Source organism: Streptomyces sp. NPDC089919 (assembly GCF_040684615.1).
Taxonomy (GTDB): Bacteria; Actinomycetota; Actinomycetes; order Streptomycetales; family Streptomycetaceae; genus Streptomyces.
This window is the reverse complement of the sequence record NZ_JBFBGK010000037.1, coordinates 34,170-60,577: the sequence shown is the minus strand read 5'-3', so window position 1 is coordinate 60,577 and position 26,408 is coordinate 34,170. Positions and strand designations below refer to the sequence as shown.

General features: G+C 73.4%; 22 protein-coding genes. 9 read left to right on the top strand and 13 right to left on the bottom strand.

Features of this window, described 5'->3' with window-relative positions; translation table 11 throughout:
• Window positions 1-278: 278 nt before the first annotated feature.
• Window positions 279-530 (top strand): hypothetical protein, encoded by a 252-nt coding sequence (locus tag AB0O40_RS17385; protein ID WP_365041674.1) that lies wholly within the window; start codon window positions 279-281, stop codon window positions 528-530.
• Between the two features lie 57 nt (window positions 531-587).
• On the opposite strand, the gene AB0O40_RS17380 is transcribed toward AB0O40_RS17385, so the two are convergent.
• The 3 genes from AB0O40_RS17380 to AB0O40_RS17370 form a co-directional block, all read right to left on the bottom strand.
• Window positions 588-1,202, bottom strand: a complete 615-nt coding sequence (locus AB0O40_RS17380) for a hypothetical protein (RefSeq protein WP_365041671.1) — start codon at window positions 1,200-1,202, stop codon at window positions 588-590.
• 66 nt (window positions 1,203-1,268) lie between these two features.
• Entirely contained in the window at window positions 1,269-1,790 is a 522-nt protein-coding gene (locus AB0O40_RS17375; RefSeq protein ID WP_365041668.1) for a phage integrase N-terminal SAM-like domain-containing protein, read from the bottom strand.
• Complete coding sequence (locus tag AB0O40_RS17370; RefSeq protein WP_365041665.1) at window positions 1,790-3,067, bottom strand: nitric oxide synthase oxygenase; 1,278 nt, start codon at window positions 3,065-3,067, stop codon at window positions 1,790-1,792. Before AB0O40_RS17370 ends, AB0O40_RS17375 begins: the two co-directional genes overlap by 1 nt.
• 217 nt (window positions 3,068-3,284) lie before the next feature.
• On the opposite strand from AB0O40_RS17370, the gene AB0O40_RS17365 reads away from it, so the two are divergent.
• The 5 genes from AB0O40_RS17365 to AB0O40_RS17345 all read left to right on the top strand — a co-directional run bounded on the left by AB0O40_RS17365 (window position 3,285) and on the right by AB0O40_RS17345 (window position 9,840).
• Window positions 3,285-4,262 carry a thiopeptide-type bacteriocin biosynthesis protein gene (locus tag AB0O40_RS17365; RefSeq protein WP_365041663.1) on the top strand — a complete coding sequence of 326 codons (978 nt, stop codon included), beginning with the start codon at window positions 3,285-3,287 and terminating at the stop codon, window positions 4,260-4,262.
• Between the two features lie 258 nt (window positions 4,263-4,520).
• Window positions 4,521-6,200 carry an alpha-amylase family glycosyl hydrolase gene (locus AB0O40_RS17360; RefSeq protein WP_365041660.1) on the top strand — a complete coding sequence of 560 codons (1,680 nt, stop codon included), beginning with the start codon at window positions 4,521-4,523 and terminating at the stop codon, window positions 6,198-6,200.
• A gap of 57 nt (window positions 6,201-6,257) precedes the next feature.
• The gene (locus tag AB0O40_RS17355; protein ID WP_365041658.1) at window positions 6,258-7,595 is read left to right on the top strand and encodes an ABC transporter substrate-binding protein; all 1,338 of its coding nucleotides are present in this window, start codon (window positions 6,258-6,260) and stop codon (window positions 7,593-7,595) included.
• An 8-nt stretch (window positions 7,596-7,603) separates the two neighbouring features.
• Window positions 7,604-8,941 carry an ABC transporter permease subunit gene (locus tag AB0O40_RS17350; protein ID WP_365041655.1) on the top strand — a complete coding sequence of 446 codons (1,338 nt, stop codon included), beginning with the start codon at window positions 7,604-7,606 and terminating at the stop codon, window positions 8,939-8,941.
• On the top strand, window positions 8,938-9,840 hold the full coding sequence (locus AB0O40_RS17345; RefSeq protein WP_365041652.1) for a carbohydrate ABC transporter permease: 903 nt from the start codon (window positions 8,938-8,940) through the stop codon (window positions 9,838-9,840). Before AB0O40_RS17350 ends, AB0O40_RS17345 begins: the two co-directional genes overlap by 4 nt.
• Here AB0O40_RS17345 and AB0O40_RS17340 read toward each other — a convergent pair.
• On the bottom strand, window positions 9,833-10,267 hold the full coding sequence (locus AB0O40_RS17340; RefSeq protein ID WP_365041649.1) for an ASCH domain-containing protein: 435 nt from the start codon (window positions 10,265-10,267) through the stop codon (window positions 9,833-9,835). The genes AB0O40_RS17345 and AB0O40_RS17340 overlap by 8 nt on opposite strands.
• A 210-nt stretch (window positions 10,268-10,477) precedes the next feature.
• Between AB0O40_RS17340 and AB0O40_RS17335 the strand changes: the two genes are divergently transcribed.
• The gene (locus AB0O40_RS17335; RefSeq protein WP_365041697.1) at window positions 10,478-10,810 is read left to right on the top strand and encodes a WhiB family transcriptional regulator; all 333 of its coding nucleotides are present in this window, start codon (window positions 10,478-10,480) and stop codon (window positions 10,808-10,810) included.
• A gap of 27 nt (window positions 10,811-10,837) precedes the next feature.
• Here AB0O40_RS17335 and AB0O40_RS17330 read toward each other — a convergent pair whose 3' ends face one another.
• The 3 genes from AB0O40_RS17330 to AB0O40_RS17320 all read right to left on the bottom strand — a co-directional run bounded on the left by AB0O40_RS17330 (window position 10,838) and on the right by AB0O40_RS17320 (window position 15,011).
• Window positions 10,838-12,580 carry a fibronectin type III domain-containing protein gene (locus tag AB0O40_RS17330; protein ID WP_365041646.1) on the bottom strand — a complete coding sequence of 581 codons (1,743 nt, stop codon included), beginning with the start codon at window positions 12,578-12,580 and terminating at the stop codon, window positions 10,838-10,840.
• A 71-nt stretch (window positions 12,581-12,651) separates the two neighbouring features.
• On the bottom strand, window positions 12,652-13,116 hold the full coding sequence (locus tag AB0O40_RS17325) for a hypothetical protein (protein ID WP_365041643.1): 465 nt from the start codon (window positions 13,114-13,116) through the stop codon (window positions 12,652-12,654).
• A 260-nt stretch (window positions 13,117-13,376) separates the two neighbouring features.
• Complete coding sequence (locus AB0O40_RS17320; RefSeq protein ID WP_365041640.1) at window positions 13,377-15,011, bottom strand: M4 family metallopeptidase; 1,635 nt, start codon at window positions 15,009-15,011, stop codon at window positions 13,377-13,379.
• Window positions 15,012-15,556: 545 nt separating this feature from the next.
• Between AB0O40_RS17320 and AB0O40_RS17315 the strand changes: the two genes are divergently transcribed.
• Together AB0O40_RS17315 and AB0O40_RS17310 are read left to right on the top strand one after the other, a co-directional pair.
• A complete protein-coding gene (locus AB0O40_RS17315) occupies window positions 15,557-17,566 on the top strand; it encodes an RICIN domain-containing protein (RefSeq protein ID WP_365041637.1) in 2,010 nt (669 codons plus the stop codon).
• A gap of 166 nt (window positions 17,567-17,732) precedes the next feature.
• Entirely contained in the window at window positions 17,733-18,389 is a 657-nt protein-coding gene (locus AB0O40_RS17310; RefSeq protein WP_365041634.1) for a hypothetical protein, read from the top strand.
• Here AB0O40_RS17310 and AB0O40_RS17305 read toward each other — a convergent pair.
• The 6 genes from AB0O40_RS17305 to AB0O40_RS17280 form a co-directional block, all read right to left on the bottom strand.
• Entirely contained in the window at window positions 18,358-20,142 is a 1,785-nt protein-coding gene (locus AB0O40_RS17305; RefSeq protein ID WP_365041631.1) for a histidine kinase, read from the bottom strand. The genes AB0O40_RS17310 and AB0O40_RS17305 overlap by 32 nt on opposite strands.
• An 82-nt stretch (window positions 20,143-20,224) precedes the next feature.
• Window positions 20,225-20,923, bottom strand: a complete 699-nt coding sequence (locus tag AB0O40_RS17300) for a response regulator transcription factor (protein WP_365041628.1) — start codon at window positions 20,921-20,923, stop codon at window positions 20,225-20,227.
• Between the two features lie 75 nt (window positions 20,924-20,998).
• Window positions 20,999-21,937: a hypothetical protein gene (locus tag AB0O40_RS17295; RefSeq protein ID WP_365041625.1), complete on the bottom strand. Its 939-nt coding sequence runs from the start codon at window positions 21,935-21,937 to the stop codon at window positions 20,999-21,001.
• Window positions 21,937-22,242, bottom strand: a complete 306-nt coding sequence (locus tag AB0O40_RS17290; RefSeq protein ID WP_365041622.1) for a hypothetical protein — start codon at window positions 22,240-22,242, stop codon at window positions 21,937-21,939. The genes AB0O40_RS17295 and AB0O40_RS17290 overlap by 1 nt, the downstream gene beginning before the upstream one ends.
• Before the next feature lie 241 nt (window positions 22,243-22,483).
• Window positions 22,484-23,830 (bottom strand): GDSL-type esterase/lipase family protein, encoded by a 1,347-nt coding sequence (locus AB0O40_RS17285; RefSeq protein WP_365041619.1) that lies wholly within the window; start codon window positions 23,828-23,830, stop codon window positions 22,484-22,486.
• 102 nt (window positions 23,831-23,932) lie between these two features.
• Window positions 23,933-26,317 carry an MMPL family transporter gene (locus AB0O40_RS17280; RefSeq protein ID WP_365041616.1) on the bottom strand — a complete coding sequence of 795 codons (2,385 nt, stop codon included), beginning with the start codon at window positions 26,315-26,317 and terminating at the stop codon, window positions 23,933-23,935.
• Window positions 26,318-26,408 lie beyond the last annotated feature (91 nt).

Sequence of the window (26,408 nt, the reverse complement as noted above, 5' to 3'; positions counted from 1 at the left end):
GTAATGCGTAAGTCGACTCCCCTTGTGCCTTCTTTTCGGAATTCATGGATCGCATACACGCAACCTGAACCGATCTCGGAATTCCGGGTCGCTCCCCGGACCGAAAGAAGCAACCTCCGTCGGGCCCCTACGTCTCGACGATGACGCCCGGATCCTTCGCCGGGCCGATCCATAACAACGCTCCGACCTGGGACGATTCCTCCATCGCAGCTCACCAGGGAGGGACCGTGGCACATTCGGGCAGGCCGGGCGGACGCCACCGCCGGGAGAAGAATTCCGTGGCACCGAAGCCGTCGGCGGCACGGCGACGGCCCGCACCGCGCCACCACGGCGGGACATCCGTGCGTCCCGGCCCCGACGGCACGGTCCGCTATTACTTCGGCGACGGCATGGACGGGCACGCGAAGGCCGTCCTGCTCGGCGCTTTCCAGCACGTCAACGAGAAATACGGAGTCCCGTTCTTCGTGCCGGCGAGCTCTCCGGACGCCGCTCAGGTGCGGATCACCCGGAGGGACGCCGGAATCCGCTGATCACCCACTGGGGGCCGGCCGGCCCGGGCCCGGACACGGGCCCGTGTCCGGGCCCCGTCACGTCGGTTCGGCCTCCGGTTCGGTCGGTTCCGTGCCGGGCCGCTCGGCCGCCGGCGCGCCCGGCGCGCCCGGGTCGTCGGCCGCCCCGTCCGGATCCGCGTCGGGATCCCAGTCCAGGTCGTCGGCGAGCGCGAGGGCGTCCGCGTGGTGTTCGAGGGCGGCGAACAGCAGCTCGGCCAATTCCGCGTTGGGCCAGACCTCTTCGGGGACCGGCCCGAGCAGGTAGCCGGTGATCCACAGGCGGGCCAGCATGCCCGCGGCCGAGCCGCGCAGGGTCATGAACAGCGCCGGATCCTCCCGCGAGAGGAAGCCGCCCGGGGTGAGCGTCAGCTCTTCGAGGAACTGCCAAGCCTTGGCGAAGAGTTCGTCGCCCTCGTGTTCGGCGTCGGCGAACCGGCAGGCCACGTCGTCCAGCCAGATCCCGGTGCTCACCCCGGCCGCGTGCAGGAGGTCGCGCACCAGCTCCTCGTCACCGTCCCCGCAGGCCTCGAGCTCGTCGTGCAGTCTGGCCAGCTCGCGCTGGAGCGCCGCGACGTCGCGCAGCGTCTCCTGACGCAGCGCCCTCACCCGGCGCACCACGTCGTCATCGTCCCCGCGCATGGGAGCGGACATGGCCCCATGGTCGGTGACCGCGGCCCGGTGCGCACCCCGGGCGGGATCCGGCCTGCTCTCGGGCCGTCATCGCGGGACCGTCCCGGAGGCGGGAGAACGGCCGCTCTCCTGCCGGATCGACCCGGCCCGCCGCAGCGACCAGCCGGCCCGGTCGTCGATGTCCTCGAAGAACAGCCGTGCTTCCTCGCGTGTCATGGGACGGTTCCCTTCCTCGGTTGCGCGGCGCTCTCGGGCGGCCCCGCGGCGTCTCTTCGGGAGGAGCGGCGCGGGGCTCGTCCCGAACCGCTCCCGGCAGACCGCCTCCCACCCGTGGGCGGGGTCGAGGAGGTAGCCCGTGAACTGGCGCACGGCGCCCCGGTAGGCGTCGAGCGTGGCCTTGGTGCGGTTGCCCCGGGCGGCCAGGACGGCCAGCCACCGGTCGAGGTCCGCGGGGGTCCAGTGCCAGGGGTGGGCGCCGGTGAAGCGCGTGAACCGGGCGACGATCCGGCGCCTCCTGGCGATCGTGCCGGGACGCAGCCCCCGGGCTTCGCGCTGGTGGCGCTCCCAGCCGGCGAGCATCGCCTCGGACACCGCGTCCCCCGGTTCCATCAGACGTCTCCCCCGGCCGCGCCGGAGGCCCAGCGTCCGAGCCGGCTCCCGAAGGCCGTGAAGCGGGCTTCGGGCCTCGCGGGACAGGCCGCCGCGACCGGCTCGGTCGCTCTCCCGGCCGGCTCGCGCGGCTCGTCCTCCGGGCCCAGGCCGTGGCCGCGCGCCCGGTCGGCGGCCCCTTCGGGGTGTACGTACGCGGGGGTGCGCTGGGTGGTGTCGTAGGTGCGGTGGAAGACGGGGGTGGTGGCGCCCGACAGGGGTGGCACGATCCAGGACCAGTCGGCTGCCACGGCGCGGCCCTTGCGCTCCTCGCGGTCCAGGTGGGCGAGGAACCGGCGGGCCTCGGTGTGGTGGTCGGCGATGACGACCCCGGCGCGGTCGAAGGAGTGCAGGACGGCTCTGTTGAGTTCGACCAGGGCCCGGTCCTTCCACAGGGAGCGTTCGTCGGCGGTGTCGAGGCCGAGCCGGCGGGCGACGGCGGGGAGCAGGTCGTAGCGGTCGGTGTCGGCGAGGTTGCGGGCGCCGATCTCGGTGCCCATGTACCAGCCGTTGAAGGGCGCCGCGGGATAGCGGATCCCGCCGATGTCCAGGGCCATGCCGGACACCGCCGGTACGGCGTGCCAGCGCAGTCCCCAGTCCGCCCAGCGGTCGCCTTCGGGGTGCTCGACGGGTACTTCGAGGACGGCGTCGGCGGGGAGTTCGAACCACCGGGGCGGCTCGCCGCAGCCTTGGACGACGAGGGGCAGCACGTCGAAGGGGGTGCCGGGGCCGCCGGGCCAGCCGAGTCTGCGCACGCCGTCGGTGAAGGGTGCGTTGCGCGGATCGCCGAGGGGCCGTCCGTCGTGGCGGCCGTAGCCCGCGTACCGGATCAGCTGCTCGTTCCAGATCAGCGGGCCGGGGCGGCCGGGGGCGTCGGGGGCGAAGACGGTGATGGTGGGCCGGATCCGGCCGCCGTTGGTCGCCTCGCGCAGGTGGTCCACGCAGGCGGCGGCGATGTCCTGGGCGCCGGTCAGCTCGCGCAGGTCGCGCACCCGCAGGGAGTTCCAGTAGAGCCGGCCGATGCAGCGGTTGCTGTTGCGCCAGGCGACCCGGGCGCCGTGGGCCAGTTCCTGCGGGGTGTGCCGGTAGGTGCCCCGGACGTATATCTCGTCGCGGACCTCGGTGAGCCGGGCCTCGACATCGCCGGCGTCCGGGTTCTCCCGGTGGTGGAGCCTGATGAATTCCTCGGCTGCCGCCCGTATTCGGGCGGTGGCCGACAGCTGTCGCAGTGCGTCCATTCGGCTCCCCGGTCCGGCCTCGTCCGTCCGGCCGGTGCCGGAGGAATCCCATGCGCGCTGGGGAATGCTTGCACGCATCGCTTTCCGGTGGGTACCGCGTAACTTTCGGACCTGTTCCGGAAGAAAGGCGGACGCGTATTCTGTGGCCTCTCGTGCGCACCGGACGACCCGGTCGGGACTTTCGGCGCGCCCGGTCGTCGGTGTCAGGGGAGGGTCCATGAACACCATGAACACACCGGACGTCTCGACCGTCGAACACGCGGTCCTCCTCGCTCTCGCCGGCGCGTCGCTCGACCGGATCGCGGCCCAGCGGTCCTGGCCGGCGGAGTTCCTGGCCGAGGCGGTGGACGCCTACCGGGCCGCGGGCCGGGAGGCGCTGGCCGGGCGGCCGGCGGGTGGGCGGTGGCTGGCGGCGGACATCGAGTTCGCGGACGCCGCGAGCGCCCGCCGGGCGTTCACCGCGTACGTCCTGCCACCGCTCCTGCAGGCCCGGGCCGGCGGCCTGACCGGCGGCTGGTGGTTCGCCCGGCGGACGCCCTGCTGGCGGCTGTGCGTCCTACCCGCCCCGGGCGTGCCGGACCGCGAGGTGGCGGCGTTCCTGGCCGGGCACCTCGACTCCGCCGTCTCCTGGCAGGTGGTCACGCGGTGGCTGCCGGCGCACTACGAGCCGGCGACGACGGCGTGCGGCGGCCCGGCCGGGCTCCAGGTGGCCCACGCGCTCTTCGAGGCGGACAGCGCGGGGGTGCTCGCGTACCTGCACGCGACCGGCGGCGGCAGCACGGGAGTGGTCGACGCGAAGGCGGTCTCGCTGCTGCTGATGACCGTGCTGCTGCGGGCGGCCGGGCAGGACCGGGAGGAGCAGGGGGACGTCTGGGCCCGGGTCGAGCGCCTGCGCCCGCTGGACGGAGGCATCCCGTCGGAGCAGGTGGTGGCGGCGGCGCACCGGGTCCTGGTGGTCGACACCGCCGAACTCCTGGCCGGTGACGGGCCGCTGGCCCCCTTCGCCGCCTGGACCGCCGGCCTGGCGCAGGCCGGCCGGCAGCTGGCCGCGGCGGACCGCGAGGCGCTCCTCACGGACGGCCTGCGGAGCGTGCTGGCGCGCCACGTCGTCTGCCACTGGAACCGCATGGGGTTCGGCCCGCGGCAGCAGGCCGTCTGGGCCCGGGCGGCCCGCGAGGCCCTGCTCGGCGCCTGAGAGCGACCCGGATCATTCGATTTCAGAAATCCTGAAGGCGTGCGCGGATTCCTGATGTCACGGTCGAATTCTGGCCGCACTCTTCATTCCGGCGACCTCATTCGTGCCACACAAGAGACATCCGAGCAGCCGCCTCCTGTAATCAATGTCGCTTCTCGGAACATTCGTTGACACCTCTCGGTTTCGCCTACCTAACATGCATGCAATCCAGCGCACCTCATCAGGTCGCTCTCGCATTCACGAGAAGGTCGGCGCGCGATGCTCAGAACCCTTCCGGCCGATTCCGGGCCCGCTCCCCGCAGTACTCCGGCGGACGCCTGGTGGCGCACCGCGGTGATCTACCAGGTCTACGTCCGCAGTTTCCTCGACAGCACCGGGGACGGCATCGGGGACCTGGCCGGGGTCCGGTCGGGGCTGCCGTACCTGCGCCGGCTCGGCGTGGACGGCATCTGGCTCAGCCCGTTCTACCCCTCGCCGCAGCACGACCACGGCTACGACGTCGCGGACTACTGCGCGGTCGACCCGGTCTACGGCGACCTCGGGGAGTTCGACCGGCTGGTCGCCGACGCCCACCGGCTCGGACTGCGGGTGCTGCTCGACATCGTGCCGAACCACTGCTCCAGCGAGCACCCGTGGTTCCGGGACGCGCTCGCCGCCGGCCCCGGCGGCGCCCCGCGCTCCCGGTTCCACTTCGCGCCCGGCCGTGGTCCGGACGGTGCGGAGCCGCCGAACAACTGGCGCGCCATGTTCGGCGGTTCCGCCTGGAGCCGGGTCCCCGAGCCGGACGGCCGGCCCGGGGAGTGGTACCTGCACCTGTTCACGCCCCGGCAGCCCGACCTCAACTGGCGGGACCCGGCGGTGGGCGACGCCTTCGAGGACGTCCTGCGGTTCTGGCTGGACCGCGGTGCGGACGGTTTCCGCATCGACGTGGCCGCCGGCCTGTTCAAGCACCCGGAGCTGCCCGACTCCGAGGACCCCGGAGCGGACGAGCGGGCCCGCGACGCGGTCAACCAACTCGCCTGGAACCGGCCGGAGGTGCACGGGGTGTGGCGCCGCTGGCGGGCGGTGTGCGAGGAGTACACCGCCCGGGACGGGCACGAACGGCTACTGGTCGGCGAGGTGTCCGTGCCGACCGCCCGGGAGCACGCCGCGTACGTCCGGCCCGACGAACTGCACCAGGCGTTCTTCTTCGACCTGCTCGGCGCTCCCTGGGACGCCGCTGCCTTCCGCCGGACGATCTCGGACGCGATGCGCGACATCGCCGGCACCGGCTCCACGGTGACCTGGGTCCTCAACAACCACGACCAGGTCCGGACCGTCACCCGGTACGCGGGCGAGCCCGGCGCGGACGGCAGCGGGCCCGGTCCCGCCCGGGCCCGGGCCGCCGCCCTGCTGATGCTCGCGCTTCCGGGTGCCGCGTACGTCTACCAGGGGGAGGAGCTGGGCCTGCCCGAAGTCCTCGACCTGCCGGACGAGGTGCTGACCGACCCGATCTTCCACCGGACGGGCAGCCGCCGGCACGTCCGGGACGGTTGCCGGGTCCCGCTCCCCTGGTCCGGCCACGCCTCGCCGTTCGGTTTCAGCACGGCCGCCGGGCACGTCTCGCCGTGGCTGCCGCAGCCCGCGTGGTTCGCCGAGCACGCCACCGACCGGGCGCTCGCGGACACCCGGTCCTTCTGGCACCTCTACCGCGACGGCCTCCAGCTGCGCCAGGGCCTGCCCCAGCTCGGCGGGGGCGGTCTGCGCTGGCTGGAGTCGCCGCCGCAGGTGCTCGTGTTCGTCCGCGGCGACGGCCTCCTGTGCGCGGTGAACTTCGGCGCCGAGCCGGTCCCGGCTCCGGTCGCCGGACGTCCGCTGCTCGCCAGCGGCCCCTGCCCCGAGGGGATCCTCCCCGCGGCCACCGCCGCCTGGTGGACCGGCGACTTCCCCGCCCTCTGAGCCCGCCCCGTCCCCGCCCCGCTCCCCATCCCCACCCCCCACGAGAAGGATCCGATCATGCGACGACCCAGCACGACGCCCCGCCGGATCGCAGCCGCCGCCTCGGTGGCCCTCGCTCTCACCCTCGGTGCCTCCGCCTGCGGTGACACCGCCCCCTCCGGTTCCACCTCCGGTGACCGGCTCGACGGCCAGACCGTCACCGTCGCCGGTGTCTGGACCGGGAGCGAGCAGGACAACTTCAAGAAGGTGCTGGCCGCCTTCACGGCGAAGACCGGCGCGAAGACGGTCTTCGCACCCACCGGCGACAACGTCTCCACCTTCGTCGGCAGCAAGATCGAGGGCGGCAACGCCCCGGACGTGGTGCTGGTCCCCCAGGTCGGCGTCCTCCACCAGTTCGCGCAGGAGGGCTGGCTGCGGCCGCTCTCCCCGGAGACCGTGAAGGCCGCCGACGCCTCGCTGGCGGGGGTGTGGAAGGACTACGGCACCGTCGACGGGACCTACTACGGGCTCTACTTCAAGGCCGCCCACAAGTCCACGGTCTGGTACGCCCCTTCGGCCTTCGCCCAGGCCGGCGTGGCCGAACCCACCAGCTGGGCGGGTCTCCTCAAGGCCGGGCACGCGCTCGCCGACTCCGGCCTGCCGGCCTTCGCGATAGCCGGCGAGGACGGCTGGACCCTGACCGACTGGTTCGAGAACGTCTACCTCTCCCAGGCCGGAGCGCTGAAGTACGACGAGCTCGCCCAGCACTCGCTCAAGTGGACCGACGAGAGCGTGGTGCGGGCCCTCACCACCCTGGCCGGTCTGTTCAAGGACAAGCAGCTCGTCGCCGGCGGTGCCCGTACGGCGCTCCAGACCGACTTCCCCTCCTCCGTCGAGCGGGTCTTCGGCCCGGCCCCCAAGGCGGGGATGGTCTACGAGGGCGACTTCGTCGGCGGCATCGCCAAGGACGAGTTCGGCAAGACCCCGGGCACCGACGCCAAGTTCTTCCCGTTCCCCGCCGTGGACGGCGGCAAGCCGCCGGTGGTGAGCGGCGGTGACGCGGCCGTCGTCCTCAAGAAGGCGAAGAACGCCGCGGCCGGCATGAGGCTGGTGGAATTCCTCGCCTCCCCCGAGGCGGCGCAGGTATGGGCGGCGGCCGGCGGCTTCCTGTCGCCGAACAACAAGGTGGACCTCGCCTCCTACGGTGACGACACCACCCGCAACACCGCCCGGTCCCTGATCGAGGCGGGCGACTCGGTCCGCTTCGACATGTCCGACCAGGCGCCCGCCGCGTTCGGCGGGACCAAGGGCGCCGGCGAGTGGAAGGTCCTCCAGGACTTCCTGCGGGACCCCTCCGACCCCCGGGCCACCGCCGCCCGGCTCGAGGCCGAGGCCGTCAAGGCCTACCGGAACTGAGGCCCGGCGTGCTGACCGACACCCTCGCCGCCCGGCCCGCGGGTGATCCGCGGCGCCGGGCCCGCCGGCGGCAGCGCCGCCTGGCCGCCCTCTTCGTCCTGCCGGCCCTGCTGCTGCTCGGCGCGCTGGTCGTGTACCCGGTGGTCTTCTCCTTCGTCCGCAGCTTCTTCGACGCGGGCGGCGACCGGTTCGTCGGGGCGGCGAACTACACGGCGATCGTCGAGGACCCGGCCAACCTGCGGGCCATCCGCAACAGCGCCCTGTGGGTGGTCGTCGCACCGACCCTGCTCACCGGGCTCGGGCTGGTGCTCGCCGTGCTCACCGAGAAGGTCCGCTGGGCGACCGCCTTCAAGCTGGTGCTCTTCCTGCCGATGGCCGTCTCCTTCCTGGCCGCGGGCATCATCTTCCGGCTCGCCTACGAACAGGACCCCGACCGGGGCGTCCTCAACGCGGTGGCGGTCGGTGTCCATGACGTCTTCGCGGACGCGACCTCCTACCCGACCGCCCGCCCGCGGCAGGGCCTCGGCGTGACCGGGGCCGAGGGCGGTCCGTACCGGACCGAGCGGACGGTGCGCCCGGGCGCGACGGTGGTCCTCGGCTTCGTGGGAGTGGCCCCCGGCGCGCTGCCGGCCGCCGCCCGCCCGGCGACGGCGCCCGCTCCGCCGGGCCCGGGCGCCCTGGCGGGCGTGGTCTACCTCGACTTCACCCCCGGCGGTACCGGCAGGCCCGGCGAGGTCGACGCGGGCGAGCGCGGTCTGCCCGGTCTCACCGTGGAGGCCGTCCGGGACGGCGCGGTGGCCGCCACCGCCACCACCGGCCCGGACGGGTCCTTCCGGTTCGGCTCGCTCCCCGACGGCGGGTACACCCTGCGGCTGCCCGCGTCCGACTTCGCCGCCCCCTACCAGGGCGTGAACTGGCTCGGCCCGGCGCTCGTCACCCCGGCCGTCATCGGCGCGTACCTGTGGGTGTGGACCGGCTTCTCGATGGTGCTCATCGGCGCCGGGCTGGCCGCCATCCCGCGCGACGTGCTGGAGGCCGCGCGGATGGACGGGGCCTCGGAGGGCCAGATCTTCCGCCGGATCACCGTGCCGCTGCTGGCCCCGGTGCTGACCGTCGTCTTCGTCACGCTGGTGATCAACGTGATGAAGGTGTTCGACCTCGTCTACATCATCGCGCCCGGACCGGTCCAGGAGGAGGCGAACGTGCTGGCCACCCGCATGTGGCTGGTCTCCTTCGGCGGGGGCAACGACCAGGGCCTGGGCAGCGCCCTCAGCATGGTGCTGCTCCTGCTGGTCGTCCCCGCGATGGTCTTCAACATCCGGCGGTTCCGAAGGAGCAGTTCATGAGCAGGCGCACCCCCCTGGGCCCCGCCCGGACCACCTCGGCCGCCGCCGGACCGCGCCCCGCGGGGCGGCTCGCGCGCCTGCTCAGCAGTACCGCCGTGCAGGCCCTGCTGATCGTGGTCGCCCTGGCGTGGCTCACTCCGCTGGCCGGACTGTTGTTCGCCTCGCTGCGCTCGGACCGGGACAACGCCTCGGGCGGCTGGTGGACCGCGCTGGCCCACCCCTCGCAGCTGTCCCTGGACAACTACACCGCCCTGCTCAAGGACTCCGGTATGGCGGCGGCCTTCGGGAACACCGTGCTGATCTCCGTGCCCACCACCGTGCTGGTGGTCGGCATCGCGGCGCTGGCCGGCTACGCCTTCGCCTGGCTGGAGTTCCCCGGCCGGGACGGTGTCTTCCTGGTGGTCGTCGGACTGCTGGTGGTACCGGTGCAGATCGGGCTGCTGCCGGTGGCCAAGCTGTTCGGCGCGGTCGGGCTGTTCGGCAGCATCGGGGGCGTGGTCCTCTTCCACGTGGCCTACGGGCTGCCGTTCGCGGTGTTCCTGCTGCGCAACTACTTCGCCGAGATCCCGCGCGAGATGCTGGAGGCCGCGCGGATGGACGGCGGCAGCGAGTGGCGGATCTTCTTCCGGCTGGTGCTGCCGCTCGGCCGGCCGGCCCTCGCCAGCCTGGCCATCTTCCAGTTCCTGTGGGTGTGGAACGACATGCTCGTGGCGCTGCTCTTCGCCGACAGCGGGTCCCAGCCGCTCACGGTCGCGCTGCAGTCGCAGATGCGGCAGTTCGGCAGCAACATCGGCGTCCTCGCACCGGGCGCCTTCCTGTCCCTGGTGGTGCCGCTGGTCGTCTTCTTCGCCTTCCAGCGGCACTTCGTCCAGGGCGTGATGGCCGGCTCGGTCAAGTGAGGGGCGCGCCGGCCCCGTCCGTACCGGCCGCGGGCGTACCGACCAGGCGGAAGGCGAGGCAGACCAGGGGGGTGTCATCCTCGACGGGGGTGCCGACCCGTTCCCAGTACCGCCGGTGCCCGGCCCGCCACTCGTCCAGCGAGGCGTCTCCCTCGCCCTCGGCCGCGGCGTGCGCCCAGGTGACCTCGCGGAAGGTCGTGACCTCGAGACCGGTGATCTCGACCGTCGCGATCCGCTCGGCCGCGTCGTCGAGCAGGGCCAGCCGTTCGCCGATGTGCTCCAGCTCCTCCGACTCGATCCGGTACTCGTCGAGCAGGCCGGTCGTCGCCCGCTTCCGCCCGGCGAGGACCAGCGCGTTCAGCCGCTCCCGTACCGGTCCGGCGGTGCCCAGTTCCATCGACCGCATGCCGTCCACCCGTGGCCACATGCCGGTACCCCCCCCTTCGTCGCGTGCGCCCCCGCGCGGTGCGCCCGGACCGATCGTAGTGCCCGGCTGCCGGGCTGTTTCGGTCGCGTTCCGGCTGGTCACAGCGTGATCGCGCCAATCCCTGCGCGGTCCTGTACCGGGACGGTCACCGTGTGTGCAGGCTGAGCGGAGCCGAGCCCGGCCGGATCTAGGAAAGGACCTCGCCAGATGATGCTGGACGCCGAGAAGTGGGAAGCGCTCGCCACCTGCCGCACGACCGACCCGGACGAACTGTTCGTGGACGGGGCCGCCCAGCACCGGGCGAAGGCCGTGTGCCGAGGCTGCCCGGTACGGACCGAATGCCTCGCCCGGGCCCTGGACGAACGGATAGAGCACGGCATCTGGGGCGGTATGACCGACCGGGAGCGCCGCGCCCTGCTGCGGCGCCGGCCGCTGGTCACCTCCTGGCGAAGACTCCTGGCGACGGCGCGCGCCGAGCACGAGCGCCGGGCCCTGGAGGAGCAGGCCGACGCCGATGCCGTGGCCTGGCCGGCGGCCGGCTGACACCGGCTGCCGGCCAGGCCTTCCCGGTCAGCCCCGCTTCGTGCCGATGGCGTCCCAGCCCGGGCCTCCGCCCTTCTTGCGGGGCTTGTCCTTCTTCCCGGGCTTGTCCTTCTTCCCCGGCTTGCCCTTGGGGTGCTTGCCGTCCGGGGTCGTGGTGGTCGGCGGGACGCCCCCGCCGGTCGGCGGCTGTCGGGTCGTGGTCGCCGTGATGGTGACCGGCGCGGACAGGGCACTGGTGTAGGTGCCGTCGCCGGCCGTGACCCGGTAGGTGTAGCTGGTGCCCGGCTTCACGTCGGTGTCGGTGAAGGTCAGCTGGGGCCGCCGCCAGAGCACGGAGGACCCGGTGAGGGTGCGGACCGGGGTGGTGGCGCCGTCGCGGTAGACGCGGTAGGTCAGCTCGCTGTCGTCGAGGTCCAGGGCGGCCTGCCACTGCACCTCGACCTTGCCGGGCACGGTGCTGGTGGCGGTCACCTTGGGGACGGACGGCGCACCCGTGTCCGGGGTGTTCGCGAACCGGGTCAGGCCCTGCTGCGGCGTGCCGTTGACGCTGGTGAACTCGCCGCCCACCCACAGGTAGTCGGTGCCCTTCGCCGGGGCGACGGCCAGTACCCGGGGGCCGATGCCCTCGCCGATCCCGTCATTGGTGTCGGGGAACCAGGCGGCGAAGGGTGCGGGTGCGCGCAGCGGCTGGGCCAGCAGGTGCTGGCGGTCGTTCCGCTCGGAGAAGCCGTCCAGGCCCTGGCAGTCGTGCGCGTGGGAGGCGGAGTAGAGCGCGCCCTGATACACCGTCACGCCCTGGGTCGCGCCGAAGCAGGTGTCCCGCCAGCGCTCCTTGAAGGTCGTGAGGTCGAAGGCCATCCGGCCGTCGTAGGCGGTCGGTTCGCCCGGTTCGGTGTGCCGGCCCGGCGGCAGGGCGTAGTTCTCCATGGCCGTGTAGAAGCCGGTGGCGTCGGCGGTGATGTCCTTCACCCGCACGTTGCCGGCGAGGAAGCCCTTGGGGTACTTCCTGACCAGGGCACCGGTCGTGCCGTCCACCACGGCGAGGGCCCTGGAGTCGGCGCCGGCGACGGAGGCGAAGTCGCCGCCGAGGATGACGTCCCGCCCGTCGGGGGTGACCTCGACGGCCCGGCCGGATTCGTCGGCGTCGGCCCGCCAGGGGCGCAGTGCCCCGGAGGCGGTGGCGACGGAGGCGAAGGAGTGGCGGGCCTGGCCCGCGACGGTGGTGAAGTCGCCGCCGAGGTAGAGGGCGTCCGCGGTGGCCGCCAGGGCCCGGACGGTGGCGTTCACCGGCGCCGCGAACGCCGCCCGGGGCTTGCAGGTGGCGATGTCGACGGCGGCCAGGCTGCTCGCCGGCACACCGCTGACGGCGCTGAACCGGCCACCGGCGTAGAGGGTCTTGTGGTCCGGGGAGACCGCCAGCGCCCGTACGGTCGCCAGTCCGGTGCCCACGGTGAAGGACAGCTTGCAGGCGGTGGGGGCTCCGGTGGCCGCGTCGAGCGCCACGAAGTTGACCGCCGGCCGCTCGGCACTGCCGGCCGCGGCGCCGGGTGGGCGTACCGCGGAGAAGGTGCCGCCGGCGAAGACCACTCCGCCGGACTGCGCCACCGCCCACACGACGCCGTTCGTCTGCCAGGTGGGCAGCGCGTCCGCCGTCATCGTCGTACGGGCCGGCGCCGTGGCGGCGGCCGGCTGCGCCGCCGCCGATCCGGCCAGCGTCGCCGCCGCCAACGACACGGCGACCGTGCAGGCCCCGACCGACCGTATTGCCATGTGCTCCAGGCCTTTCTGGTGTGCCGCGTCGCGGGCGCGACGGGTCGTGCGCATTCCGTGTGCCGGTGGTTTCACAGCCCGGCCGCTTCCAGGAGGGGCGCGTACTTCGGGCAGAGGTCGGTGATGGCGTCCCGGACCCCGTCGGCGTCGCCTTCCCGGACGGCGGCCACGGCCGCCGCGAAGTCCCGGGCGGCAGTGAGCCCGATGCGGTCGCAGGCCTCCTGGCCTGCCTCGAGGATGGCCGCCGGGTCCACGCCCTTGGGCAGCCGCTCGGTCAGGTACTCCTTCTCCTTCTCCGTGAGGGAGCCGGTGGCCAGGGTGGGTTCGGGCGCCGGTGCCGCATCGGCGGACGGGGTCCGGGCGGCGGCCGTGTGGTCCTCCGGGCCGGTGGTGGCGGCCGACGCCGAGGAGGTCGCATCGGCCGCTCCGGCCTGCCCGTCCGCTCCACTGCCGCAGCCGCCCGCCAGGAGCACCACCGCCGCCAGGCACAGCGCGGTCAGGGCTCCGGTGACGGGCCCGGTCGGTCTCTTTCTCATCGTGCGCGCTCCCTGGGGGTCGTCCGGTTTCCACGGTCCCTCTGGAAAGGTCGGGATTACTGAGTAAAGGCCCCGAAAATCGGGGCCTTTACTCGAATTCTCGCCATACCCGGGGCATGGCCGCCCGCAGCAGGGATCCACTTCCGGAAAGCGTGCCCCATGTAGACTGAATGGCGCAACCGATCGACCGATGAGGTCACTTGTGGCGCGCAATCAGGAAAGGCCCTAAGGGGATTGCTCTGCATTTTTCTTGACGTTCATCAATTAATCCGGGCTGCGCTCGGAGCGGGGCTCGGGATGTCCTTGCATTCGGTCTCACCGGGCTGAGCCGGGACGCCGACGGCGTCCCAGGCGGCCTTCACCGCGGCGCATTCGGCGCCGCCGTAGGTGTTCTGCGCACTGGTCAGCGTCGCCTTGCGGGCGGCGAGGTGGTCCCAGGAGGAGGTTTTCGACAGCAGGGCGCCCAGGAAGATCTTGCCCGCCTTCTTGATGCCGACGCCGGTCACGGACGCGGGGCCGCCGGCGCAGATCGGGCTGCCCGGCTTGCCGCCGCCCGGCTCGGAGCCTTCGGCCAGCAGGTAGAACCAGTGGTTCTGCGGTCCGGCCCCGGAGTGGACCTCGGTGTCGGGGCGCAGTTCGGGGTAGCAGTTGGGGTCGCCCGCCTGCGACGGGTCGTACATGTACCGGATGGGCTTGCCGTCGCCGGTCATGTCCGCCATCTCGCCGACCGTGTAGTCGGGGGTGTCCACGGAGTTGTTGGCGTACGCCTCGGTGAGCGCTCCGAAGATGTCTCCGGTGGACTCGTTCATACCGCCGTTCTCCGGGCTGTCGCCGGTGCTTCCGGGGGTCTTGTCGAAGATCTCGTGGCCGTACTCGTGCGCCACCACGTCGATGGTGGTGAGCTGCATCGTGGAGTTCTGGTTGTGGCCGAAGATGGTCCGGGAGCCGTCGTAGAAGGCGTTGACCTCGTCGAGGCCGGCCTGGGCGGGGACCATCGAGCCTTCGCCGTTCTGGCCGTTGTAGCCGAACCACTCCTTGAGCATGGCGTGCTCCTGCTGGGCGGCGTACATGATGTCCACGCAGGCGGTGCGCAGGTTGTTGGGCCGGCCGTTGCCCCAGGGGGCGGTGCCGGTGAAGTCGCGGCCGCTCTGGTTGCCGCACTGGAAGCCGGGGTGGGCGGGGTCGGTCATCGAGGTGGCGTCGGTGTCGATGGTGACCGGGCCGTTGTGGTAGCCGGTGTCCTCCTCCTGCGCGACCTTCTGGGCGGCCCGGAGCACCTTTCCGGTCAGGGCGTCCACGTAGGTGTCCAGGACGCTGGGGGCGTTCTTCGACGAGCGGCCGGCGACGCGGGTGTGCCAGGCCAGCCGGGCCTTGTCCTTCTTGAGGAACACCGTCAGGTCGGGCGCGGTCGCGGTGTCGACCGCGGGGAGTTGGCGCCGGGCGGTGGCCAGGGCGGCGGTCGCGGGGACCTTCGCCGTCGTCCCCACGTCGATGACGGGGGCCGGGGCGGCTGCCAGGTCGCGGACCGCGCCCTTGCCGTCCGCCAGTACCACCGCGTCGCCGCCCGCCACCGGCAGGCCGTGGTAGGTGCGCCGGTACGCGGTGTAGTAGAGGTTGCCGGCCCAGGCGGTGACCGAGGTGCGGACGAAGTCCTCGCCGCCGCCCTCGCGTACCCCTTCGCGTCCGCCGCGCACCGCCCGGTCGGCGGCCGCGAGGGCCCGCGCCAGGCCCGTCCCCTCTGCGGCGAGGGGCGTGGCCTGCGCGCCTTCGACGCCCCCGGTGTACAGGAGCCCGCCGGCTATCGCCGCCGCGAGGGCCGTTCCGGCACCGGCGTAGACGAGCCGGGGCCTGCGGTGCCGATTCTGACGCTTTGCCGGCTGCCGATGCCTGGACATCCGCCACCTCTCCTCTGGTCGGGGTCAGGAGTCTGGGACCGGAGAAGGCTGTCAGACGGCGGCTGTTCGGGATTTCGGGAATCGGCGGATTGCGTCAGGATTCCAAAATGAGACGGCTCAGTGTCATGTGATGACCTATCAATCTGCGGCAATAGCAGCCCAGTTCAGAGAAGCGCATCGCGCTCATCGGGTCGGAATCCTGGATCTCGTTATCCGATCGAGACCCTACTGAACCGTAAGTGAATTACCGGCCGCCGAAGCAAAGATCTCGATCAGGTAACGACCTCCCCGAAATGGGCTAGACCTCAGCGCGCGCATCCTGCACAACAAGACGCAGATACAGGTGAGTTGACGACACGTCACAAACTGGTGCGTGGTAACAGATCGGATTCCTGCGGGAATTGCAGCATTCCTGAAATCCGCCCGCGCCGCCGTCTGACAGCCTTCTCCGGTCCCAGACTCCTGACCCCGATTTGAGGTGGCAGATGTCCCAGCATCGGCGACTGAAGAAACGTCACAAACGGCAGCCCAGGCCGCGGCTCCTGTTGGGCGCCGGCGCGTTCCTCGCGGGCGCGATAGCCGCCGGCTCGCTCTACACCGGGGGCTTCCTCGACGGGGCACAGGCCTCGACGCCCGCCGCCTCCGCCGCACTCGCCCCCGCCCTGGCGCCCGAGCACGCGAGCCAGCCGACGGCGCTGCTCGCCGTGCCGGCGAACCAGACGGACCGCGGCATGGTCTACGACGGCCTGGCCGCCGCACCGGCGGGCGACCCCTGTGTGGGCGTGTTCCGCACCAGCACCGACTCCTGCACCCACGGGCCGGACGCCCCGCCCAAGGGCGTGGACATCAAGAGGACCACCCCGCCGGCCGTCCTGCCCGGTACCGGGGGCACGGACCCGGCGGCCGACGAAGCCGCCGTGGCCGGGCCCGCCGCGGACGCCCGGACCGCCGTGCGGTCCCCGGCCGACGCGCCCCTTCCGGTGGCGGGCGGGAGGTCGGTCGCGGCCGGACCGGCCGGCCAGACCGTGCAGTGCGAGGGCGACGGCAGCTCGGGCAACCGCGTCCAGGTCGTGTACGCCCACGGCCCCGGCCGGGACCAGTACGCCCAGTACGCCGACTCCTTCCGCAAGTGGGCGGCCGACGCCGACCTCATCTACAGCAACAGCGCGAAGGTCACCGGCGGCGTCCGCCACATCCGGTACGTCACGGCCGCGGACTGCACCCCCACGGTGCTGAACATCGAGCTCTCCGACTCGGCCCTGGCGGAGTTCAGCGCCACCAACAGCGCGCTCGCCGCCAAGGGCCTGAACCGCCGCGACCGCAAGTACATGATCTTCGCCGACACCAAGGTCTACTGCGGCATCGGCACGTTCAACGGCGACGAGCGGCCCGGCCAGGACAACCAGAGCAACTTCGGTCCGTCGTACGGCCGGACCGACAGCGGCTGCTGGGGCGGCCACACCGCCGCACACGAGCTGGGCCACAACCTGGGCGCCGTCAACAACAGCGCGCCCAACTCCAGCAAGGGTGCGCACTGCACCGACGAGAACGACCTCATGTGCTACACGGACACCCCGTACTACCCGCCGATGCGCAACATCTGCACCAACCCGGCGGCCGAGGACATCCTCGACTGCAACAACGACGACTACTTCCACACCAACCCGCGGGCGGGCAGCTATCTGGCCACCCACTGGAACATCGCGAACAACCAGTTCCTGATGACCGGCGGGGGCGGCGGCGGAGGCGGCGGCACCGACCCGAACCCGGACCCGCACCCCAGCCCCACCCCCACCACGGGCCCCGACCCCGATCCGACGCCGGACCCCGACCCGACCTCCACCCCGGGTCCGCACACCGGCCCCAGGGTCGCCATCAGCCAGATCACGGCCGACTCGGCGCTGGCGAGCTGGCCCGCCGTGTCCGGCGCCGTCTGGTACCAGGTGCTGCTGGACGGCCGCCACCTCGACTGGACGAACTCGCCCTCCATGCGCGTGTACAACCTGAGCCCGGGCACCGCGCACCGGGTCGCGGTCTCGGTCCGCGACGCGGCGGCCCGCGACAGCGGGGCCGGCCCCGCGGCGTCCTTCCGCACGACCGGGGGCGGCGGGGGCGGCGGTGACACCACGACCAAGCCCGGCGCCCGCTACCTGCTGACCAACGGCAGCACCGGCTTCGCCGCCGAGGTCTGGGGCGGTCGCAGCCAGGACGGCACGGTGCTGGTCGGCTCGCACAGCACCGGCTACGCCCAGCAGCAGTGGACCTTCGAGAGGGCGGGCGACGGCCTCGTCCGGATCCGTTCCGCCTCCTCGGGCAAGTGCCTCCAGCCGGGCGCGAAGCCGGCCAGCGATGTCTGGGTCGGCCAGCAGACCTGCGGATCGGCCGCCGCCCAGCACTGGCGCCTGCGCACGTCGAACGGCACGGTCACGATCCTCGAGCCGGGCGGCGCGTACGCCCTGACCGTGAGCGACCGCCCGTACTACGGCTCCTCGCTGATCGATCTGCAGCCCGCCGACGGGCGCCCCTCCCAGGTCTGGACCCGCAAGGCCGCCTGACCGGTACCACCTCCCCGCTCCGCGCCCGGATCCGCCGCGATCCCGCCGGGGCAGCTGCGGGCGGCCGTGACAGGGGGCCGGCCGCCCGCAGCACCTCTCCCCCTCCCCCCGCCCGGCCCGGGCTGACGGGTCACCCGTTCCCACCCTCAGGAAGACGAGCGCCAGCATGCACACCCGACGTTCCCCCGCCGCGCCCGGCACCCGGCCGGCGCGCGTTCTCTCGCCGGCCGGTGTCCTGGGATGTGCCCTGCTCCTCACACCGATGCTCTGCGCCGGTCCCGCGTACGCCCACGGGGACACCTTGCACATCGTCATCACCGGTCACCGGATGGGCCATGTGACCGCGGACGTGACGTGGGAGAACGACGGCGACCCCCTGGACGAGCCGCTGTCCGCCACCGTGTCCGCGACCAGCGCCGACGGCAGCCGGACCGCCGGGCCCTGGCTCCTGGTACCCGGCACCACCCCGGCGAGCTGGACCACGGCCGAGGTGCTGCCGCCCGGCAGCTGGCAGGTCACCGTCGAGGCGGGCTTTCCCTCCCTCGGCCGCGCCACCGGCCGGGTGAGCGTCCCGGTCGTGGACCCGATCGGTATGACACGGCCGTCCGCCACCACCACCGCCTCGGACGGGGCCGCTGCGGCGGCTTCCGGCGGCGTCGGCGACCGTCCCGACTCCGGCTGGAACGCGGTGCGTTGGGTCGCGGGGGGCTTCCTGCTCTCCTCGCTGGCGGCCGCCGTCGCCGGTGCCCTCCACCGGCGCCGCCGGACCCGGCCGGCGGCCGGCCGGCGCCTCAGCGCAGTTCGAAGGCCCGCTTCTCGATGAGGCGGCCGTCCCGGAAGCAGAGCCGGAACACCCTGCTGCCGCGGGCGCCGCTCTCACCGGACGGCAGCGTGAGGCAGTCCGCTCCGCCAGGCTCCGGCGGCACGTTCTCGTCGGGTACGTAGGCCAGCCCGCGGGCGCCGGGCGGAAGCAGCGCCCGGACCTCCCCCTCGGACATCCCCGGCCGGACGGCGTCGTACTGCTGTGAGGTGGTCAGGCTGTCCCGTTCCGCCAGGACGGCGGGCAGCCCCACCAGCGTGGGCAGCGCGAAGAGCAGGAGCACGCCCGCGAACCCGCAGGCGGCGGCCACGCTGCCGAGCGTGGTGCTGCGGCTCAGCTCCCAGGCCAGCGGCTGCGGCAGGCCGCGCTCGCCGGCGAACGCGTCCTCGTCGTCCTGCGGTTGCGGTGGCGGCGAGCCCGCGCGTCCTGACGTGTCGTAGGGCAGCCGGCCCACCAGCCGGAAGCCGCCGTCCGGGGTCGGGCCCGCGTGCAGGGTGCCGCCGAGCAGCCGGGTGCGCTCGCGCAGCCCGGTCAGTCCCTGTCCGCCGCTCACCACGGTGGCCCTGCCGTGCCCGGCCGCGGCGGCCGGCCCGTTGGTGACCCGTACCTGCAACTCCTCCTTCGTGTAGGTCAGTTCGAGGGTGACCGGGGACGCGGGCGCGTACTTGTGGGCGTTGGTCAGCCCTTCCTGGGCGATTCGGAAGACCGCGTGGTCCACCGCGGCCGGCAGGGGGCGCGGGGGGCCGCCGTACCGGAGCTCGACGGGCACCCCGGCCTCCCGGGAGGCCGCCACCAGGCCCGCTATCCGGGCCGCTCCGGGCAGGATCGGCGCCGGCGGCAAGGGCTCCGAGACCCCGGCCGGAGCCTGGGACCGGTCCTGGTCGCCGTCCGCGCCCGGGGGGCCGTCCACCCGCAGCAGCCCCACGACGTCCCGCAGTTCCCGCATCGCGCTCACCGACACCTCGCGCAGCGTCCCGACGGACTGCCGCTGCCGGTGGCTGAGGGTGCGGTCCACGTCCATGGCGTTGAGGTGCACGGAGATCAGGGTCAGCTGGTGGCCGAGGCTGTCGTGCATGTCCTGTGCGATGCGCTGGCGTTCCCTCAGCCGGGCCTGGCCGGCCGCCATCGTACGTTCGCGCACCTGCTGGGCGTGGTACGCCGCCACGACTTCGCCGAGGACGCTGCGCTGCGCCCAGTACCGGCTGGTGAGGCCGGGGATGACGATCACGACCAGGGTCTGGGCGGGGATCACCAGGTCCTCCAGCACGGAGGGCGATCCGCCCGGCAGGTAGGTGAGTCCGAAGGCCAGGGCGCAGGCCGCGGTGAAGACCGCGGTGGCCTTCACCGGCTTGGCGATGTACCGCCCGGCCGACCAGGCGGTCAGGCAGAGCAGCGGGTAGACGAGGACCGCCTCGGTGCCCAGCGCCGTGGTGAGCAGCAGGACGGTCGCGGGGAACCGCCGCCGCGACAGCACCAGCAGGGCGGCGGCCAGTCCCACGGCCACGGCGCGGAGCGCGCCGGTGCCGGCCGGGGGGAGGAAGAGGACTTCGCCGAACGCCGTCAGCAGCCCGGCCGACCCGACCAGCAGCGCCTCGCCCGCGATCCGCCACCAGGTGCCGGGCCCGGAGCTTCGTGGGGCGTCCGGCCCGGAGCGGCGGCGGGTGCGGCCCGTTCGCCCGTCCCGCCGCCGGAGGGCGCGCGTGCCATCGACCGCCCGGGCGTGACGGGCCGCCGCCGCGGCGGGGCTCCCCTTCACCGCCGCCACGATCCCGCCCCGGGTGCTCGGGGAAGACCGGCGACGGCGGGGCCGGCGCCCGGCGCCCGGAGACGGCGCACGGTCAGTCGCCCTGGGTCGACAGGCGCGCCTTCACGGCGGCGATGGCCAGCTGGACCCGGTTCGCGCAGCCGAGTTCGGCGAGCAACCGCCGGACCCGGCGCTTCACGGCCGGCTCGGTCGTCCCGAGCCGGGCCGCGATCGCCGCGTTGGACAGGCCCTTGCCGACCAGGGCGAGCACGGTCAGGTCCGCCTCGCCCACGCCCTGGAGCCGGGCGACGGCGGACTCCTCGGGCAGGGCCGCGCCGGCCAGCCGCAGGACGCGCCGGGCGACCGGCGGGGAGAAGGCCGCGTCGCCGCGGTGCACGGCCCGCACCGCCGCCAGGAGGTCTTCGTGGTGCGTGTTCTTGAGCAGGTACCCCGAGGCCCCGGCGTCCACCGCCGCCTGTACGTGGCTGTCCAGGTCGAAGGTGGTCAGCAGCAGGACGGCCGGCGGGTCCGGCAGCGCCCGGATCCGCCGGGTGGCGGCCAGGCCGTCCAGGAGGGGCATCTGGACGTCCATGACGACCACGTCGGGCCGGTGGGTGCGCACCGTCTCGACCGCCGCCGCACCGTCCGCCGCCTCCGCGACCACGGTGATGTCGGTGCTGCTGGTCAGGACCATGCGCAGGCCGGCGCGGACCAGGCCCTCGTCGTCGACGACGAGCACCCGGATCGTCGGCCCGCCGGATGCCGGGGACGCTCTTCGCTCGGTTTGCTCCATTGTGGCGGACACCATCGATGCGTTGGTCGGGTTGCGGGTGCACACGGATCCAGAACGGTCGTCGTGGACGGGCGGTCAGGTGACGTGCAGGGTCAGGGCGGCGGTGTGCAGCCGGCCGCCGGTCTGGAACTGGAGGAACAGCCGCCAGCGGCCCGTCCTGGGCAGCAGGGCGTGGACGGGCAGGTCCGGGCCGGCACCGGCGGCGGTGACCGGGTTGGCGGGGTGGAAGTGCGCGGCGGCCTGGTCGCCCTCGTGGAAGGCGGTCAGGTGGGCGTAGCTGTCCAGGTAGGGCTCGAGCTCGGTGACGGGCTTCCCGCCCTTGCTGATGGCGACCGTGAGCAGGGTGGCCCGGTCGGCCTTCGCGTCGCCCCGGACGCGGACGGTGTAGCCGTCCACCTCGGCGTGATCGGCAGCGGCCGGGAGCGGCAGCGCCCGGGCGGCACCGGGGACGCTCAGGGTCCGGCTGAGGACGAACTCCTTGTGCCGCTCGGGCCCGCCGTCGGGCATGAACGTGACGTACGTCCGCCAGGTCCCGGGGCTCAGCGCGCCCAGGGCGGCGGTCCAGGTGCCGTCGGGCGCCATCGTCGGGTGGACGTGCTGGAACCCGGTCAGATCGGAGCGGACGGCGAAGAGGTGCAGCCGCTTGGTCTGGTGGAGGGCGAAGCCGGTGACGGGCTTGCCGTCCGGCCCGATGACGGTGAAGGCGAAGCGGGTGGGCCGGCCCGCGGGCAGCTCGCGGACGGCCGGGACGAAGCGGTAGCCGTCCTCGGCCCCGGCCAGCCCGGCGTTCCCTGCCGGGGCGCCGGTGGCCGTCCCCGGCATCGTGCCGTGGTCCATGCCCGCCATGCCGGCCGAGGCCGTCGGTGCGGCGGCGTCGGCGCGGCCGGTCGGGGTGCCGGCGGAACTGCAGCCGACCAGGAGCAGCGTCAGGGCCGCGGCGCCGAAGGCCGCGGCGGCGGCACGCCACCGGGCCGGGGTGGCGGACGGATCGGGCGTCGTGGGCGTCCTTCGCATCAGGTCGGCCGGGCGCTCATCGGCGTGGACTGCCGCGGGATGCCCGGGGGGCGGATCCCCGCACCCGGGAAGACCGTCAGGCTGTGGGCCGGTACGGCGTAACACGGCCTGGCGGCCGCACCGCCCGGTCGCGGCCGGGAGGAGCGCAGGATCTGCACCTTCACCCGTCCTGCCGGGGTGAAGCCTTTGACCGTGCCCTCCACCATCTCGGTCGAGTGGGTGTTGAGGCCCCACTTGCGCGGGAACAGCACTCTCGCCCCGAGGGTGATGGGCGTGCCCCGCCAGTCGAACGGCACCTTCGGCACCGGGGATTCTCCTGTTCTCATCTGTCCCGCTTTCTCCACGACACCGCATTCCGTTTCCGGTGCTACGACACCCTGCCTCACCGGGCGCGAAGGCCGCAACGCCCGTTTCTCAGAAACACATTTGACGCTCGGGAGATCCGGGAGCCTCGGAATTGACGGATTTCCCGGAATTCGGCAGCGCACCGCCGGATACCGGCCGCGTGCGCCGACTTCCCGATCCCCGGCCGTCTTTCACGACCCGTCACCTCGCCGCGGCGGCCCGGACCCGGGTGGTGGCGGTGGTGAGGCTCGGCGCTCCGCCCGGCGCGACCACGCAGGTGCCGTCGTAGACCCGGGCCGGCTCCGTCATGCGGCTGACGAACGACTTGAGGCAGGCGGCCTGCGACTGCGTCCCCAGGTAGTTGGGGTGCAGGGACTCCTGCTGGCGCTGGGCGTCCTCGGTGCGTCCGGCGAGGTCGAGGTTGTCGACCCAGCGGACCCACTCCAGCTCGCCGGGCCCGTACCGGCCCTGGGACGCGCCGCCCTCGGGGTTGCGCTCCTGGAGCCGGGCGTCCTTGTGGCCCAGCTCGTGGCCCCGCGTGGCACCGGCCGCGTCCAGGAAGCTCACTCCCGAGTCCAGGGCCGCCGCGCGCACGGCGGCGTTGAGGTGGGTGACCACCTGCTGGATGAGGGTGGCGCCCTCGTCGTCGAAGGGATACCCGAGGTCGGCGTAGCGGGCGTTGAGCAGGCTGGTGGTGGGGCGCAGGTCCGTCAACGACGCGAGCGGGCGGGGGTAGGACTGGAGGATGATCTGCGGGAGCGGCAGCCGCCGCTGCGTGAAGACGCCCTTGACCGCGCCGAGTACGGTCCGGATGCGTTCGCCGACCTGCACGTACGCCGGGGCGTCGGCCCGGGCGAGCGGCGAGTCGGCGACGCAGGTGTCCCGGAGGGCGGTGAGGAAGTAGCCGGCCGCGCAGTCGCGGGCCAGGCCCGAGACGTCGAGGTCGTTCCCCCCGATGGACACGACGACCAGCGTGACCGGGGTGCCCCGGGCGACCAGGGCCGCGAGCTGGTCGATCTGCGGGCGCTCGCCCTTGTAGCCCTCGGTCAGCAGGTGCCGGGTCTCGGCCCCGGAGCACGCGAGGTTGACCCCCCGGCTCGCTATCCGGCCGGCGCTCTCCTCGGTCCGGGAGGCGACCAGGATCTCGGCCGCGTCCGACCGGTGGCAGCCGGGGTCCTCCTGCTCGCCCGAGGCCTTGGAGGTGAAGCTGCCGCCCGGGAAGAGGCTCGCGGTCTTCTTGCCGGCGAAGGACCGGCCGGGGAGCCAGCCGGGGAGGGTCAGCGGGGACTCGCGCACGGTGACCTCGTCGCCCTCGACGTCGCCGCGCAGCGGGCCGTTGTCGGCGTTGCCGATCCAGCGGGCCCCCTCGCCGGCTATGTAGGAGTCCCCGAGCGAGACGGCCACGCCGTTCGCGGGCGGGTACGGGCGGCCGGGGGACGGCGTCGCGGCCGAGGAGGGCTGGAACCTGAACGTGAGGGCGCCGACCACGGCCGCCACGAGCAGGAAGCCCGCACCGCAGTAGAGGCCTCTGCGCTTTCGATGGGACATGACGGCTCTCCTTCGTACTCCCCGACGGCCTGTGCGGGTCGGTGCCGCGGCCTCGGTGTCGCGGGCGGGGGTGGTGGCGGTCGGCGCGGGGTGGCGGGGCATTCAGTACCGTCCTGCGGCGCCGGACGGCTCCATGGCCGGCGCCGGCCTGGGCCGCGGGAGCCCGGTCGCACGGGCTCGGGCCGGGACCGGCCGGGGGCGCACGGTGCGGCGGCGGCCGGTGAAGGGCAGCCACCAGTTGACGGCGGCGCCCACGCTCAGCAGGGCCGGTACCAGCACCATCCGGACGATGGTCGAGTCGAGGAGCACCGCCACCGCGAGCGAGAAGCCGAACTGCTTGAGCGGCGGGGACTGCGCCGACAGGAAGCTGCCGAAGACCGCCGCCATGATCATCGCGCCGGCGGTGATCTCCCGGGCGGTGCGGCTCAGCCCGACCACGATGGCCCGGTCGTTGTCGCCGGTGCTCAGCCACTCCTCGCGGACCCGGCGGATCAGGAAGACCTCGTAGTCCATGGACAGCCCGAACAGGAGGGTGAACAGCACGACGGGCAGCAGGGATTGCAGGGTTCCGACCGGGGTGAAGCCCACGAGGCGGGCGCCGTGACCGAGCTGGAAGACGACCACGGTCAGTCCGAGTGCGGCCGTGGTGGCCAGCAGGTTGAGCAGGACGGCCTTGAGCGGCAGGAAGAGGCTGCGGAAGATGACCGCGAGGTAGCACAGCGACAGGCCGCAGATGATGAGGACGACCACCGGGAGCTTGGAGCCGGTCTCGGCCGACAGGTCGATGTGCTCGGCGGTGAAGCCGCCCACCTTCACGGGGACGGGCGAGTCCGCGAAGAACCGCGGAACCGATTCCTCGCGGATGGTGGTGACGAGGGTCCGGGCGGCCGGCGAGTCGACCGGGCGGGCCGTGACCACGCGGATCTGGGCGCAGCGCCCGTCGGCGCTGGTGTTCACGGTGGCGGTCGGCTCCCCGGGGCGCCGCTCCGGCGCGAGCACGTCCGCGACCCCGTCGGCGCCGCGCAGCGAAGCCGTGAGGCCTTCGAAGGCCCCCAGGTCGGCGCCGTTCAGGCGGCCGCGCGGGGCGCAGCCCACGATGGTCACGGGGGCCACCAGGCCCGGCGCGAAGGACTGGGCCACGATCTGCTGTCCGCGGCGCGAGGACCCCTCGTCCAGCGCGTCCAGGCCCATGTCGGAGCCGAGCCGGATCGCGGTCACCGGAATCGCGAGCAGGCCCAGGAGCAGGAAGACCGGCAGGCCCACCCGCAGGGGCCGGCGGATCACGAACCCGGCCCAGGCCGCCCACCGTCCGCTGCCGTGCGGCGCCGCCGGGCCGTCGGCGGACCTGCGCCGGCGCGCGCGTACCACGACCAGCCGGGGTGCGAGCGCGGCCAGGGCCGCGGGCAGCAGGGTCAGGCCGGTCACGATGCAGCAGGTCACGACGAGGCCGGCGGCGGCCGCGACTTCGACGAAGACGTGGCTGTCGACGACGGCCATCGACCCCAGCGAGACGATCACGATCAGTCCGGAGGCGACGACGGTGCCCCCGGAGGTCTGCACGGCCACGCCGACCGCCTCCTGGACCGCCTCGGGCCGGAGCCGGCCGCCGTCCCGGCGGATCCGGTGCGCCGCCTCCTCCCGGAAGCGGCTGACGACGAACAGGGAGTAGTCGATGCCCACCCCCGCGCCGATCATGGTGGTGATCACCATGGCGAAGGTGTCCAGCCGCAGCGGCTCGGCCAGGGCGGTCAGGAGCCCCAGGCAGAACAGGATCGACCCCAGGGCGATCGCCACCGGCAGGACCGCGGCGAGCACCGAGCGCAGCGCGAGCAGCAGGATCAGCAGGGCGATCGGGATCCCGATGGCCTCCGAGACGCGCTGGTCGCGCAGTTGGACGCGGGCGAGGTCGTTGTTGAGCGGGGACGGGCCGACGATGTGGGTCTCCAGCCACACCTCCCGGGAGGCGTCGGCGGCGACCTCGCGGAGCCGGTCGGCGAGCCGGGCGCGGGCCGCGGGGTTCCCCGTCACGCCGAGGACGGCGACGGCCGCCCGGCCGTCGCGGGAGGTCCGCCCGCCCTGCCGGCTGTCGTACGGGCTGGCGATGCCGGTCACGCCCGGCTCCCGGCCGAGGCGTTCGAGCACGGCGGTGACCTGTCGCCGGTAGGGCTCCGAGTCCGCCCGCAGTTGCCGGGACCGGAACACCACGGCGTCCTGTTCCGTACCGAGCGCGGGGAAGTGCGCCGCCACCAGCTTCTCGGCCGCCGCGGAGCCGGAGCCGTGCACCGCGTTGTCGGGGGCGCCCAGTCTGGACTCGAGCGACGGGTAGACCGCCGCGGAACCGAGCAGGACGAGCAGCCAGGTGCACAGGACCACGGACCGGTGCCGGGCGACGGCCACGCCCCAGCGGTTCAGCAGGGAACGGCCGGCAGGCAGGGCCGCCCTGACGTGCCGGCCGCCCGTCCTGACGTGCCGCCCTCGCGTTCTCACTGCATGCCGTCCTGCTGTGCCTCAGGAATTCATTTCATGCGGCAATCCCGGGCGGGCGACTACGGGGAATAGCTCCCGACCGGGAATGCCG

Bases quoted from the DNA above. Each gene is read 5' to 3' on its own strand.
- AB0O40_RS17370 (WP_365041665.1), bottom strand. From the start codon at position 3,067: ATGGACGCACTGCGACAGCTGTCGGCCACCGCCCGAATACGGGCGGCA.
- AB0O40_RS17365 (WP_365041663.1), top strand. From the start codon at position 3,285: ATGAACACCATGAACACACCGGACGTCTCGACCGTCGAACACGCGGTC.
- AB0O40_RS17360 (WP_365041660.1), top strand. From the start codon at position 4,521: ATGCTCAGAACCCTTCCGGCCGATTCCGGGCCCGCTCCCCGCAGTACT.
- AB0O40_RS17330 (WP_365041646.1), bottom strand. From the start codon at position 12,580: ATGGCAATACGGTCGGTCGGGGCCTGCACGGTCGCCGTGTCGTTGGCG.
- AB0O40_RS17300 (WP_365041628.1), bottom strand. From the start codon at position 20,923: ATGGAGCAAACCGAGCGAAGAGCGTCCCCGGCATCCGGCGGGCCGACG.
- AB0O40_RS17285 (WP_365041619.1), bottom strand. From the start codon at position 23,830: ATGTCCCATCGAAAGCGCAGAGGCCTCTACTGCGGTGCGGGCTTCCTG.
- AB0O40_RS17320 (WP_365041640.1), bottom strand. From the start codon at position 15,011: ATGTCCAGGCATCGGCAGCCGGCAAAGCGTCAGAATCGGCACCGCAGG.
- AB0O40_RS17295 (WP_365041625.1), bottom strand. From the start codon at position 21,937: ATGCGAAGGACGCCCACGACGCCCGATCCGTCCGCCACCCCGGCCCGG.
- AB0O40_RS17325 (WP_365041643.1), bottom strand. From the start codon at position 13,116: ATGAGAAAGAGACCGACCGGGCCCGTCACCGGAGCCCTGACCGCGCTG.
- AB0O40_RS17335 (WP_365041697.1), top strand. From the start codon at position 10,478: ATGCTGGACGCCGAGAAGTGGGAAGCGCTCGCCACCTGCCGCACGACC.
- AB0O40_RS17340 (WP_365041649.1), bottom strand. From the start codon at position 10,267: ATGTGGCCACGGGTGGACGGCATGCGGTCGATGGAACTGGGCACCGCC.
- AB0O40_RS17375 (WP_365041668.1), bottom strand. From the start codon at position 1,790: ATGGAACCGGGGGACGCGGTGTCCGAGGCGATGCTCGCCGGCTGGGAG.
- AB0O40_RS17310 (WP_365041634.1), top strand. From the start codon at position 17,733: ATGCACACCCGACGTTCCCCCGCCGCGCCCGGCACCCGGCCGGCGCGC.
- AB0O40_RS17380 (WP_365041671.1), bottom strand. From the start codon at position 1,202: ATGTCCGCTCCCATGCGCGGGGACGATGACGACGTGGTGCGCCGGGTG.
- AB0O40_RS17345 (WP_365041652.1), top strand. From the start codon at position 8,938: ATGAGCAGGCGCACCCCCCTGGGCCCCGCCCGGACCACCTCGGCCGCC.
- AB0O40_RS17355 (WP_365041658.1), top strand. From the start codon at position 6,258: ATGCGACGACCCAGCACGACGCCCCGCCGGATCGCAGCCGCCGCCTCG.